This window comes from Agriterribacter sp., from assembly GCF_035445465.1.
Taxonomy (GTDB): Bacteria; Bacteroidota; Bacteroidia; order Chitinophagales; family Chitinophagaceae; genus Agriterribacter.
In genome coordinates this window covers 197,372-211,759 of record NZ_DAOMQT010000003.1, presented here as the reverse complement: position 1 = coordinate 211,759, position 14,388 = coordinate 197,372, and the positions used below count along the sequence as shown (strand labels likewise).

The following is a 14,388-nucleotide window of genomic DNA, read 5'->3' as shown; positions in this document are numbered from 1 at the left end:
AGCAATAGCCTGGTGAATGCGTTGTTTATGCCGCTTCTTTATTGATGCCATTTTCAGCGTATTCGTGAAGCGCATCATCTTTTTTAAGCGGGCCCAGTACAAACAATATAATACATACCGCTATTAACGCCATTATTCCATATCCCACAAAAACAGCATGGTAAGCAAAAGTATAATTGTATGCTTTTGAAATATTTTCAATAGTAAAGCCCGATAAGGCCTGGAATATGGCGCCGCCCAACCCGGCGCCTACGCTGGCTACACCCCAAACGGAAGCTGTTGCGCTCAATGGCACTACGTCTGCCGGAAAAGCCATGGTATTGGATGTATAGGCCGCATAACCAAAGCCGGCAATGCTTAGCACCACAAGCGCGGTTGCAGGACTGGTAATAATAAATGGCCCCAGCATAAGGGAAAGCGCCAGCAACGATCCAAAAAGGCCTGTTGCTATCTTCCTTGCTTTACCCACCGGTGTTCCGCGTTTAATAATAAACTGGGTAAAGAGCCCTCCCAGTATGTTGCCGATATCTGCAACAATGAAAGGAAACATGGCAAACCATCCAATTTTATCCAACCCCCAGCCATGAACATCTACCAGGTATCTTCCTATCCAGAAGGTAATAAAATACCAAACCGGGTCCATGAAAATTTTTGAAAAAGTAAACCAATAAACAAATTTTGTTTTTATGAGCTTAAGCGGGGGTATGGTGCGTGCCTTTGACGCTTTTTTTGCGCTTTCAGGTGTATAATAGGTAAACCAGAATGCGGCAAGCCATATATAGCCCAGCGACCCGATGATAACAAAAGTGAGCTGCCAGCCATAACGCATGCCAAGCCATGCTATGAGTGGTGGCGCTACTACTGCTCCTATTGCGGCGCCGCTGTTGAATATACCGGTAGCGGTAGATCGCTCCTCAGGTGTAAACCACTCGCTGGTAAGCTTTATGGCTGCCGGCCAGTTACCCGCTTCCCCTATGCCCAGTAAAAACCGGCAGATGCCGAAATGAAAAGGTAAGCGCGCAACCGCATGAAGCAGGGAAGCGGTTGTCCAGAAAGCCATGCATATCGAATATCCCAGCCTGGTACCGAGCCTGTCAATAATAAATCCGGACACGAGGTTGGAGGCCATATAAGCCACAAAAAAAGCGGTTGCAATATAGCCAAAGGCATCATTAGGGATAAGCGCTCTCAGCTCGCCATTAGCACTTAGGTAATTAAATGCCAGCCGGTCAACATAATTTAATACAGTTGCCGCAAAGGCAAAAAATAACATCAGCCATCTGATCCTGGGCAGTGCAATAGATGAAGGGGTGGCAAGCGGTTTACTTTTCATTTTTGACATATAATGCATACACGTACCTTCATGTGGTTTGAGTTGCTGAATAGCTGATGATGGGGATGTGCTGCACCATCAATGTTTATGAAATGATGTACGGCGAACGGTAATGTCCTTTAAGAAAGGTATTGGCAGCTTTATTATTGGTAAACCTTTCCGTTGTAGCATTAAATTCCAGGTATTGGTTACCCACCCGGTAAGCAATATCGGCAAGGTGTACAAGGGAAGCGCTCAGGTGTCCCTGTGTTACATCGCCATTTGGAGCTTTGCTTAAGCGGATGCTGTCAATAAAGTCCTTCTGATGAAATTTGTCGGGGAAGTACCCCTTATCCATATCAACAATTTTTCCGTCCACTTCCATTACCTGCCATCCAACGCCATGGCGCCCGAGGTACATGATGCGTTCGGTTCCGTAAATTTCAATCCGGGTAGAATTTTGCGGCCAATAGGGCCATTTGCTTCCGTATCTTACCTCCCGTCCTTCTTTGGTCATATACGGTGTGCAGGAACCGCTTTCGCAGGTCATGGAAAAATTGGGGAACTGGTAAGTAATGTTCAAAAACTCCGGCGTTTCTTTTTGAGAGTGAAAGCCAACATTCCCGCCGGTGCAGTAAACCGATGCAGGATGACCCGGATCTCCCATGGCTAACCGTGCCAGGTCCATTACATGGCTGGCATCGTCTGATAACGCGCCTCCTCCGTAAGACCAGAAATCGAGCCAGCCGCCACGGCCTGTCATGCTATGTCTGTTGGGATTATAGGGAACGCTTTTTGCAGGTCCCTGCCACGCGTCCCAGTTCAGTCCTGCAGGCACGGCAGTATCGGGTTCCGGCATCCATTTTGACCCTCCCAGCAGGTTGTAACATTTTACATGAACGATGCTGCCTAATTTTCCCGATTTAATATAATCACGTGCAGAAAATGCATAAGGGGCGCTCCTGTTTTGAAAACCGATCTGCAATACTTTCTTATATTTTTTTGTGGCCGCAATGAGCTGCTGACCTTCCCATATAGATAACGTTGGATTTTTCTCCACATACACATGCTTACCTGCCTGCAATGCCCATACGGATGCCAGCACATGCCAGTGCTCCGGCGTACATATTACTGCTGCATCCACGTCTTTATCGTCAAATGCCCTGCGCATATCTGTAATAAACTTTGGCGCGTACCCCTGCTTTTTTGCATAGGCTTCTATTTCAGCAGGAATGGCAGCGAGGGTTTCGTTTACATCGCACAAATATTTTACTTCTACATTTTCATTTTCCTTTACTATTCCGGATAGTACATCCCGGCCACGGCCTCCGCACCCTATAAGGGCCAGCACAATTTTATCATTGGATCCGCCCTGTTTTTTTGTTATAAAAGAGGAGCCTAAGCTAACCCCCATTGCCCCGAGCGCCACATGGCTAATGAAATTACGTCTTTGCATAGCTGCTTTTTTTGAAAATGGATAATAGTAATATGTGTTTATTGAAGTTCATTGCATCAGCGTTTAAGATGATCATCGAGGAACTCAAATGTGCCCTTGCCATGAATGCTGTGCGGGCCGGCGAAATGTTCTATCCGCACGGATTCTTCAAGTCCGGTGAGATCATAATGCCTTTTTACTTTTCCGTATTCGTAATTCACCCACTCATCTGTGCCAACCCCGTCAAAGTGCCCCCGTTCTACCATAAAAGGGCGGGGAGCGATCAGCGCGGCCATTTCGGCGTAGTTAAAAGTATGTCCAAGATTCCATTCCGGCATATCATACTCTCCCGTATACACATAACCGAAATGATGTTCCGTAGTGGACACTTTTCGTACCCATTCGTTAAAATCCGCAGAGCAAATGGAGAGGGCGTATCCTTTCACGACAGCCGGTACACGCATGGCGGTTTTACCTCCATAAGATAGTCCATAGAATGCAATTTTTTGAGGATCCACAAAAGAAAGTTGCTGCAGCCATTCAACTATTCGTTGGTGCTGGCTGATAATGACCGAAAATAAAGTAAGTCCAAGCGGATTTGCTTTGCGCTGAATGACACGGAAGGAATCTTTACCACGGTAAGGGTTATGCGGCGCAAAGGTAATATATCCTTTTTCTGCCAGCCGCGTGGCATAGCCTTTATAGTAATGAAAGGCCTGTGCGGTTGAATCGGTAGTAACCACATCGGCCGGAAGGCCTTCGAGACCATGCTGGCATACTACTACCGCCCGCTTTTCACCCGGTTTAATACCTTTGGGCACTGTTAAAATGCCCCAGGCATATACATCAGGACTGAAAACATCCAGTGTTACTTCATAGCTGATCCATTTGTCTGACTGCTGGTATATCCTCGCTTTTACATTAAGTGGATCGGAGGGCGTTGGCAGTTTTCCTAATACCTGCCAGAACCGTTCGCGCTCTTCTTCTTTCACCTTTTCCTGCGCAGCAGCATCGCCTTTTAGTTTCTCCCAGAAATCTTTATTCCGGGTACGTTCACACACAGCCAGTACATGCTGTATATGATTGTTCATTTCGCGAACGATACGCTCCTGCCTTTCTTCATCGTTTATCCAGTTAATGGGTATAGCTGCTTCTGGCGCAGGCAACATCTTTTTAGGCAGCTCAACATGAAGCGCCTTCGCAAAAGCCCGGAGTGAAGGGGTAGAAAATGGTTGTAATACGGGTTCTGTACTGTTGTGTACGAAAGTAAGTTGGGCGGTAGCCGGCAGCATTGCTTTTGCCCGCAGGAATTCCGTATGCGCGCTTTTAAACATGGGCGATGTCAGAATACCGGGCGTGGCGCCCCGGTTGGAGTGTATGATTTCAGGAGCTGTGGCATGTTCAATGATCAATGATCGCGGCCATGTCATAACCGCAAGCTCCGCATCGCCAAATGTTTTCAATAAGCCGGAAACATTCCGGTATATAGGCTCCTTCCACAACTCCTCCCGCGCGTTGAAATATCCGCTCACTAAGGTAGCCGCAATACGCTGGTCAATTGCTGCTGCGTATAATGCCAGCAGGCCGCCTTCGCCATGACCTGCAATGCCGGTAGGCAGCGCATCGCCTTCCGCCTGGTTGCGGGTATGGAACCAGTCAATAGCTGAAAAAATTTTCTGCAGCTCATAGCCGATCACGTGCCTGCCTACCGTATAGGCCTGCCTGTATATCCACTCCCGGTGAGGTTGTTGGGTAGAAGTGCCCAGTGAAGGATTGCCTGAATATTTAAAATCGCGGTTTACCAGCGACGGGATCAGGATCTCAAAGCCTGCTTTAACCAGATGCAGCGCTGCTCCAAAACCTGGCGCACCTGCTTGTTGCATGCCTGCCAGCACTTCGGGCGACACGTCGGCATCGGGTATCATCACTATACGCGCAAGGGCTTTTCTTTTGGGTATCAGCAATAATCCTTCCGATGAAAGTCCTTCTATCACTTTCCAGCGCACGGCATAGATCCTGTATCTTTTTGCTTCAACTAAAAATGGTTGTAGTTCGCTATTGCTTTGTACTTCCAGTCCGGGGCTTACGCTTTCCTCTGCAATACCCAGCGACAGCTTCAAAAGCTCATGTTGGGCCGATATGGATATTTTAAATGCCGCTGCTGAGCTGAAATCTGCTTTCCACAAAGCCGAACGCTGTTTTTGCAAACGCTCCGTTTCTTTTAACAGGAAATGATTGATCCCTTCTACCATGGCAGCCGAAAAGTCGCCCTGCCCGGTAAGGGGTAAGCTGGTAAATGGAATGCCCGGTTGGCCCGATGCTTTCGAAAATAATAAGAACAGGAAAAAGAAACCTGCTATAGCTGGAGTGCGCCTGCCTGTATTATTATGAGGCTGTCTCAAAAGGTCCGGTATAGAAGATATGCCACTAAGACACAAGGGCACAAAGTCCTGATCTTCAGGTTTTATTTTCTTCGTGTTTTCGTGACTTCGTGGCAAAATATTACTTTTGAGACAACCTCGTAGGGAATTTTGTAGCATGTTTTTTTTTTATTGCCGTCTATTGTCAGGTTTATTAAAAATTTTATCATAAGCATTGCTACCATTCTGTAATGCTTCCATCGGGATTACGCCACACCGGGTTTTTCCAGCTATGCCCGGTTTTTGCCATTTCTCTTACTTTTTCCTCATTGATTTCCACACCCAGTCCGGGCAAAACGGGCCGGCTGATATAACCGTTTTTTATATCAAATACTTCAGGGTTTAAGAGATAATCAAGCAAATCGGTTCCTTCATTGTAATGAATGCCAATGCTGGACTCCTGTATAAAAGCGTTAATGCAGCTAAAATCTATATGAAGCGCTGCCGCGAAAGAAACAGGACCGAGCGGGCAATGCGGGGCCAGGGCTACATCATAAGCTTCGGCCATAGCCGCTATTTTTTTTACTTCTGTAATGCCTCCGGCATGGCTTACATCGGGTTGAATAATATCTACTGCCCCCTGTTCAAATAAACGTTTAAAATCCCAACGGCTGAACAAACGCTCGCCGGTTGCAATAGGCGCTGCAGTATATTGCGCTAAACCCGAAAATGCCTCAAAATTTTCCGAAAGCACAGGCTCTTCAATAAACATCGGTTTCAGCAAATCGAGCTCGCGCATGAAAGCCTTAGCCATGCCTTTATGTACTCTCCCATGGAAGTCAATTCCCAGTCCTCTGTCGTATCCGATAGCATCTCTCACAGAAGCGATGGCTGTTACGGCTTCTTCAATTTTTTTTGGGGTATCTATCCATTCCATTTCTGAGCAGGCATTCATCTTCACTGCAAGAAAGCCGTCTTCCATTCTTTTCCTTGCACCCGCTACAACCTGTGAAGGTTTGTCGCCGCCTATCCAGCCATAAATTTTCATTTTATCCCTTACGGCGCCTCCCAGTAATTCATATACAGGAACACCGAGCGCTTTACCTTTGATATCCCATAATGCCTGGTCTATGCCGGCAATAGCGCTCATAAGTATAGGACCGCCACGATAGAACCCTCCCCTGTAAAGTGTTTGCCAGATGTCTTCAATATGCCGGGCATCTTTTCCTGTTAAATAAGATGCCATTTCTTCAACAGCCGCTTTTACCGTATCGGCTTTACCTTCAATTACAGGCTCTCCCCATCCTGTGATGCCACTGGCGGTTGTTATTTTAAGAAAAAGCCATCTGGGCGGAACTTTAAACAGCTCAATTTTTTTGATTTTCATATTTTAATGAATATTACCCTGGTTGTGATTATACTTTCGTTTATCCCCAACAGTAAGTAAACCGCTTCGGATTTCTTCCCGGTATTTTTATTTTTTTACAGGCATGATACAGGCAGGTATTATTAAAAACACGTTGCCGCCCCGGCTATACGATGCGCATTGTCATGCCGCCATCTATTACTATATTTTCTCCGGTAATAAACCTGTTTTTAACTAAGGTACAGATAACAGCCGCTACATCTTCCGGCGTACCTTCTCTTTGAAGCGGTATCCTGTTGCTGATATTATTTTTTACCTGCTCCGGCGTAAGAAAATCCTGGAACCGTGTACGTATTACGCCCGGTGATACACAGTTAACTGTTATATTATCCGGCGAAAGCTCTAAGGCCAATGCCCTGCAAAATTGGGGAATAGCTCCTTTTACCACTGCGTATGCCAGCGCGTTTTTTACTCCTCGTATTCCTGCTGCCGAAGAAATAAGCACAATCGCTCCTTTCTTATTGGCTTTCATACAGGGCACAGCGGCCCTGCATAAGTGAAAGATAGCATGCACATGTATATCAAATGCCTGGTACCATATTTCCCTTGCACCGTTTAACAGGCTGCCTGGTGCCGGAGCGCCTGCGCTATGCACTAAAATGTCAATACTTCCATAATGCATCTGTACTTCGTTAATAGCCCGTGTACATTCTTCTTCTTTACTGAGATCCGCAGTAACCGTAATGCACGGTATGCCCATTGCTTCTATTTTTTTTCTTACTGTTCCATCACCGGTGTGCCGGGCAACCAAAGCGATATGCGCACCTTGTGCTGCTAATGCAATCGCCGTTTCTGCACCTATTCCATGTGTTCCTCCTGTAATAAGGGCTACCTTATTATGTAAATCCATAGATTTTTTTTATCGGGTTAACAAAGGTTGTATTCAGGGATAGCTATGCCTGCAAAAGAACCAATTATTTCAACATGGTTAATGCTGGTTATTAACAGAAGGGCTCTTTTATGTTACCATATTAACAGGGGCTGTTGGGGGCCGGGTTACATACCTGGTGCTGAAGGTAAAATTCATGGTTGCAAGGATAATATTTTGTAATTTTTCCCGGATATTTTTCGGTTCCTTGCGCTACGGCGCGCTGCTTCAGGCAGCCGGTGCCGGCAATAGAAATACAGAACATTAAAAATATGGGAAAAGCAAATTTTATTTTTCAACTGTTGTTACCGGCCATTTTATTTTCTAATGTCTTACCGGCTCAGTCTAAAGTTAAAGAGGAAGCGTTTACCGTTTCCCTTCAAAAGCGGCCTCCATCCGGGGAAGAGCAGGGCGCTTTCATTATTTCGCACGAAGTACAGCAATGGCTTCCTTCACAAACAGCGATCATTATATGTGATATGTGGGACAGGCACTGGTGCACGGGCGCTACGCAAAGGGTAGGGGAGATGGCGCCTTATATTAATGAAGTTATTGCTGCCGGCAGGCAAAAGGGGATGCTGATTGTTCATGCCCCGAGCGATTGTATGGATTATTATAAGGATCATCCGGGCAGAAAGCTTGCCCAAAAATATGAGAAGAAGAAATATAACCAGCTGCTTGGCGAAGGATTGCTTGATTCGGAAAAAGGTGCGGAATGGCCCATTGATCAGTCGGATGAAGGTTGTGAAGACGTGGGTGAAACGCCGCATAAGGCCTGGACAAAACAGCATGATGCTATTGAGATCAGTAAGGAAGATGCCATCAGTGATTCCGGTGCCGAGTTGGCCGGTCTTTTTAAGGCAAGAGGGATCAGAAATGTTATTCTTACCGGTGTGCACACCAATATGTGCGTGATCGGCAGGTCTTTTGGGTTAAGAAATATGGTAAGACTGGGGATGAATGTTGCATTGCTCCGCGATCTTACGGATGTAATGTACAATTCAAAAATGTGGCCTTATGTATCACATTTTACCGGCAATAGTCTTATGGCGGAATATATTGAGAAATATGTTTGTCCATCCATTGTTTCAACTGATTTTACCGCACGCAAACAGTTCAGGTTCAGCCATGACCAACGGCCCATCATTGCTTTTTTAACGGCAGAAGGCGAATACCGCGCCAATCAAAAGCTGCCGGAGTTCGGACGCCAGCTGCTGCTCAAAGAAAATATGAACTGTGAATATGCAACAGGTCTTCCGCTAATGGAAGGCCCCGGCAGGCATAACCTGGAAAATATGCAGATACTCGCTGATGCAGATCTTGCTGTTATATTTATCCGTAGAATTGCACTGGAGCCGGAAAAGATGGCTTTGATCAAAGATTTTGTAAATCGCGGAAAGCCGGTATTGGGAATACGAACGGCCAGTCATGCTTTTGATGCAAAAGGAAATGTTCCCAGGGAAGGGGGAGGTATTGCGGCTTCTACGGAAAAGGTTTCCGGCTTCTTAGAACAATGGCCCGAATTCGACAGCCTTGCATTGGGTGGCAATTACCAGGGGCATTATCCGCATCTCGAAGAAAGCACCCTTATTCATATCGTTCCCGGAATGGAAGGTCACCCTATACTTAAAAACATACCGGCGGAAGGATTTGCAAGTAAAAACTGGCTATATAAAAATGCGCCTTTACGTTCACCCCATGCCCAGGTGCTGCTAACGGGAACGATTCCGAATGAAAAACCTGAACCTGTTTTGTGGATTAACAGCAGTGGAAAAAACAGGGTGGTATATACCTCGCTTGGTCACTGGGACGATTGGAAAACCGAAGCGGTACAAAAGATATTTGTGCAGGCTATTCATTATTTACTTAATCCGCAATAGTTTCATACCGTGCCTTTAGCTGTCAGGTATAAGGTATGAGAAAGTTCGAAATCCGATGCGATCCCAACGGTGAGCCAAAAATGATAAACTAAAAAATACGGGAAGAAGATTCATCCCATCATTAGTAGTTACTCACCTGATAACTGTAAATCCAAAGATGAAATTCCGAAATCCGAAGCCAAATGCAACCATAAACTACAAACCATAAACCGTAAACGACAAATAATAAACGATAGGTCCAGACCGAAACGGATATTCACTGAGACCTGCAACCTGAAACCTATTTCACCCCCCTCACCTGCATCTGCAAAGTATAAACAGATTCCGATGCTGTTATGAAGAGGGTCTTCCTGTCTTTTCCGCCAAAACATACATTGCCTACCCAACCCGAAGGAACAGGAATATTACCTATTTTTGTTCCCAACGGATCATAAATGGTTACACCTTTACCCGTTATATACAGGTTGCCTTTACTATCGAGCGTCATACCGTCTGAACCCTGCAGCACAAAAAGCTGCCGGTTCGTTAAACTACCGTCTTCATTTATTTGATATTTGTAGGTTTTATCAGCGCCTATATCGGCCACATAAAGATGTTTACCATCGGGCGTGCCAATAATACCATTCGGCCGCACAAAGTCGGCATCCACTACAGTGGCTTCCTGGGCTCCTTTGGCTAAGTAATAGAGCTTCTGTGCATCCATGTCCGGCTTCTTTCTTTGCCAGTAATCTCTCTGGTAATATGGATCGGTAAAATAAATACCCCCTTTTTTATCAATCCATAAATCATTGGGGCCATTGAACCGAACGCCCTTGAAACCATTCAGCAATACTGTAACCTTTTTTTCAGGACTGATGGACCATAGTTCATTTTTTTCATCGGCGCAGGCCACCAGGTTACCTTCGTTATCGAAATACAGACCATTGGAGCGACCGGATTTATCCATGAATACAGACAGATTCCCGTTTGTATCATATTTCCATATTTTATCATTAGGCTGGTCGGTAAAAAATATATTCCCTTTGTTATCTGCCGCGGGTCCTTCGGTAAAACTAAACTGATCAGATACTTTTTGTAGTGCTGCACCGCGTTTAATGAGCTTTGCCAGGCTAACGCCGGTATCTGCCCGGGCAGTTGTTATTGCCGGAACAATATTCTTTCCGGCCTGCTGTTTTAGCGTTACGGCCACAACGCCCGAAATAAAAACACCTACAACAAGAATAGCTTTCATCATAGCTGAATATTTTATTCAATTCAATATACAATTTAATCCTTTTCAACCATTGCTTTTATTACACCCGCGGACGGATTGAGCCATTCGTTGAACACCTCTTTTACTTCATCAAATTGTACCCGGTGAGTGATATAGGGAAGCGGGCGGATCACCCCGGCTTTTATCGTATGAATAACATGTTCAAAATCCTGCCGGGTGGCATTTCGGCTACTCATTAACGTTGCTTCCCGTTTATGAAATTCAGGATGACTGAAGCAAAATTCCTCGCGCTGTAACCCGATCAGCACATACCTGCCGCCATGCGCCAGGTATTGCAGCCCGTTATTGATCGCTTTACGGTTGCCCGTTGCATCAATAACCACGGTGGGCATATCTCCGTTTGTAATTTCTGCCAGCCGCTTTATTGCATCTTCTGCAGATGGATTGATCGTATATGCAACGTTCATCGTGTTTTTGCAAAATTCAAGTCGCGTTTCATTAAAATCCATTGCAATCACGCGGGCGCCGGCTATCCGTGCAAATTCCATAGTACCTAATCCAATTGGGCCTGCACCAACCACCAGTACAAATTCATCTTTCATAACCTCAGCACGCCGTATCCCATGCGCTCCGATAGCCAGGGGTTCTACCAGCGCCAGTTCATCATAACTCAGTCCTTCACTTTTTACCAGTGTATCTTCCGGCACAGATAGATAGTCTGCCATCCCGCCATCCACATGCACACCGCATACCTGTATGGTAGCACAACAATTGGGTTTACCATTGCGGCAGGCTATGCATTTTCCACAACTGAAATAGGGAATAAAGGTCAATGCTTCTCCGGGTACAAACCCGCTTAACCCATCGGCATCCACCAGGTCGGCGGCCAATTCGTGCCCTAATATTCTTGGATAAGTAAAATAAGGCTGTGTTCCCTGGTAAGCATGCAAATCGGTGCCGCAAATACCAATGCGTTTTATTTTGAGGATGGCATGCCCCGGCTGTAATACAGGCGCCGGCAGGTCTTTATATTCAAAAGCTCCGGGGGTGCTGCATACTAATGCTTTCATTACAGCAAGGTATTTCTATTTTTTAAAACCACCATTCATTCAGCAGAAAGGCACTATGTTAAACAAGCTCTTAAAATTTGAAATAGGTGTTTGCCATAGATCTTTTTTAATAATTAATTGCTTATGAAATAAAACATTTTGCTCACAAAAAAAATAATAATATAAATTATTTTCTTAGTCCCGGAGGGACTTTTGGTGGGTAGGACATCCCGGAGAATACATACAAACGTTCCTACGGAACGAGCTCTTTTCTATTTCAACATTTACTACCCATGAAATGTTCCTATGGAACAGAACGCGTGCTGGCAAAGGCTCAAAGTCTTCGATTTTAAAAATGTAAAAATCACAGCGTGCAAAGTATTAATTAGGATTTGTTCAACAACTATGGAAGCCTTATGAATTTGTGGTGAAAGTAGTATTAATTGCCACTAACCTGTCCGTCGAAGGAGGATGCACGAATATCGCTGCAGGGTTTTACAAGAATTATATAAAAATATTTGCAGGTATCAGGCACAAAAATGCAATTAAACAAATTGATAAACTTATTGAGCAAGCCCTGATCAGCTTCGTTTTTTCAAAATCGATACCAATCCTTATTCTATCCATTCCAAATACAGATCTATATTTTTACCGGTTGGCTTACCCTCTACAATACGGAGTTGTCTGTCTGCATTTTTATAATGATAAGCAGCTTTGATAACTGCAAAATCTTTTTCCGTTTCACCGGGAGATTCATTTCCCGCGCCATCTGTAGCATGGGCGATCACCAGCTTTCTCGGGGCTATACCGGCGGCAAGATCGGGAAGATCATAGGCGGTAAGCGCGTTGGGCACTGTGCTGTGAATGAAAGCCGGGGTATAGAAACGATGCATTACAACAGCACGGTAAGAAGTATAAGGTTCAATAAGCGCTACACTGCTGATTGATGAATCAAAAGCCGCCGCATGCAACAATACAGGAGCCATTTCTTTTTTAGCAAGGCCATAAATGGTCTGCACATTTTCATTTCTCTGTAATAGCCGGGCAAGGCTTACCACATTGCCGGCCCTCACTCCTACAATGCTTCTGCCAATGAGCATGGAAGCAAACCATACATTATAGGAAACGTCTTTGATAAAGGAATCCCCTTCAAAAATTCCGGAACCCATCTCCCCCACGCCTATCAAATCGGGCGCAAGCACCGTAAATCCTTTTTTTACAAACCATTCCATCTCACCGCCTTCCGCGGCTTCGGCTTGTTTCCCCGAAGGATGTAAATACAAAAGCGCTTTATGATTCAACTTGTCCGGCTTCAGTAGCAGGTAAGGAATAATATAATTCCCTTCGCCCTGCAAAAAATATTTTTCTATTACATAACCATCTCTTTGAAACCGCCCGGTAAAAACAGGTTCATAGTTTTGCAGTGGCGGCGCATAGCCCGAAAGTTTACGTGCCGTCTGTACTGCATTTACAAGGTGGCTGCTTAACGCATTGCGGGAAGTTTTCAGTTGTTGTTCTAATTGCTCCGCATGTTTACGGTTCAAGCTAAAAACCGTTTCACTTTTTAACGAGGTGGCTATTTGACCGGTTTCGGTAACCTGTAATTCCTGCGCAGTTAATGTATCCGTTTCGTCATCGTTCGGATTGCCGGGATTGTTTAAATGCTTTTGAAAAAAAGCATACATGGCTTCCCTGTTCTTTTTGGTAGATGCATGCGGCGCATCATCTTCCATCATGTTAAAATTATCTTCCTTATTATAAGCCTTATAAATTCGGGATACTTCTTTTGCTGTTTCCCTCGCGCCTTCAATGCTAAATATATCGCGGGTAGTGGTGATCATTAATGTTGGTTTGGGCGCCCTCGCTAATAAAAGGTCAGCATGGTCTATCTCCCGCACAAGAGCGGCACTCAGATTCTGTTCTGCATCCTGCGGACCTATACTTTGAAATATACGGGTGAGGTTAGTGATATAACATTCCGGGGCAGCGGCTTTTATCCGGTCATCAAATGCGGCAATATATGCGGACTGTGTTCCTCCGCCGGAGCGGCCGGTTATACCTATTTGTTGCGCATCCACCTCTTTCCTGGTAAGTAAATAATCCACTGCTCTTATACCATCCCAAATCATATACTTTGCCTGGGAACTACCTGCAATAATAGCCTGTGCACCGGCGTAGGAATGCTCATCAACCGGCCCGCCAACTGTTGACTTACCAGTTGCAGCATCAAAATATTCCAAACGCTCACCCTGCCCTACGGGATCGAATGCAAATACAATGAACCCTTTTTTTACAAGATTTAAAATTACATGCTGGTATACGGTACTCCTGTAACCTTCACCGGCGTGCCCGCTGCAATAAATGATCGCCGGCAGTTTATTTTTCTTTTCTATGGTTGGTATATATAATGAAGACGTAACAAAAAACCCGGGCTGCGATTCATAAATAACATGCTCTATCCTGTAGCCTTCCTTATTTATTGTTCTTACTGTTTTTGCATTCAAAGCAGTTTTTTGGGGAAAAGGACCTGCCAGATCCTGTAAAGATTTACGGATATACTGCTGCCTGTTGTGCCAAACCTTTAATGAATGTATTCCTTTTATTGCAGCAGCACGTTTGTCCAAAAGCGTATAAGCCTGTTGTGCAAAATGATGATACAGGGCATTGGGCGCATCGCTGAACCGGATCCAGTTGTTCCGTATTACATCGTATTCATTTTGGGCATGCACTTTATTATTCACCAGCACAGTAGCAAATAACAATATGCAAATGATCTTAAACGATACTGCGTAATTGTTAAGTTTGATCACAATCAAAAAATTAATAAGGAACCATGAGCTACCAG

The 14,388-nt window shown here is 45.0% G+C and carries 9 protein-coding genes; 1 reads left to right on the top strand and 8 read right to left on the bottom strand.

The features are described from left to right. Positions 1–25: 25 nt before the first annotated feature. The 5 genes from PLE34_RS03035 to PLE34_RS03015 form a co-directional block, all read right to left on the bottom strand. Positions 26–1,333 carry an MFS transporter gene (locus tag PLE34_RS03035; protein WP_324554092.1) on the bottom strand — a complete coding sequence of 436 codons (1,308 nt, stop codon included), beginning with the start codon at positions 1,331–1,333 and terminating at the stop codon, positions 26–28. Between the two features lie 85 nt (positions 1,334–1,418). Further along, positions 1,419–2,768, bottom strand: a complete 1,350-nt coding sequence (locus PLE34_RS03030; RefSeq protein WP_324554090.1) for a Gfo/Idh/MocA family protein — start codon at positions 2,766–2,768, stop codon at positions 1,419–1,421. A 56-nt stretch (positions 2,769–2,824) separates the two neighbouring features. Beyond that, a complete protein-coding gene (locus PLE34_RS03025) occupies positions 2,825–5,149 on the bottom strand; it encodes an alpha/beta hydrolase (protein WP_324554088.1) in 2,325 nt (774 codons plus the stop codon). 196 nt (positions 5,150–5,345) lie between these two features. Next, positions 5,346–6,494, bottom strand: a complete 1,149-nt coding sequence (dgoD, locus tag PLE34_RS03020) for a galactonate dehydratase (protein ID WP_324554087.1) — start codon at positions 6,492–6,494, stop codon at positions 5,346–5,348. Positions 6,495–6,639: 145 nt separating this feature from the next. Beyond that, positions 6,640–7,383 carry an SDR family NAD(P)-dependent oxidoreductase gene (locus PLE34_RS03015; protein WP_324554085.1) on the bottom strand — a complete coding sequence of 248 codons (744 nt, stop codon included), beginning with the start codon at positions 7,381–7,383 and terminating at the stop codon, positions 6,640–6,642. A gap of 290 nt (positions 7,384–7,673) precedes the next feature. Here PLE34_RS03015 and PLE34_RS03010 point away from each other — a divergent pair, with 290 nt between their 5' ends. Then, complete coding sequence (locus PLE34_RS03010; RefSeq protein WP_324554083.1) at positions 7,674–9,281, top strand: isochorismatase family protein; 1,608 nt, start codon at positions 7,674–7,676, stop codon at positions 9,279–9,281. A gap of 280 nt (positions 9,282–9,561) precedes the next feature. Here the strand turns inward: PLE34_RS03010 and PLE34_RS03005 are convergent, their stop codons facing one another. The 3 genes from PLE34_RS03005 to PLE34_RS02995 form a co-directional block, all read right to left on the bottom strand. After that, positions 9,562–10,515: an SMP-30/gluconolactonase/LRE family protein gene (locus tag PLE34_RS03005; RefSeq protein ID WP_324554081.1), complete on the bottom strand. Its 954-nt coding sequence runs from the start codon at positions 10,513–10,515 to the stop codon at positions 9,562–9,564. Between the two features lie 32 nt (positions 10,516–10,547). After that, positions 10,548–11,564, bottom strand: coding sequence for a zinc-binding alcohol dehydrogenase family protein (locus PLE34_RS03000; RefSeq protein ID WP_324554079.1), 1,017 nt, complete (start codon positions 11,562–11,564; stop codon positions 10,548–10,550). Between the two features lie 593 nt (positions 11,565–12,157). Next, the gene (locus PLE34_RS02995) at positions 12,158–14,353 is read right to left on the bottom strand and encodes an alpha/beta hydrolase (protein ID WP_324554077.1); all 2,196 of its coding nucleotides are present in this window, start codon (positions 14,351–14,353) and stop codon (positions 12,158–12,160) included. Positions 14,354–14,388 lie beyond the last annotated feature (35 nt).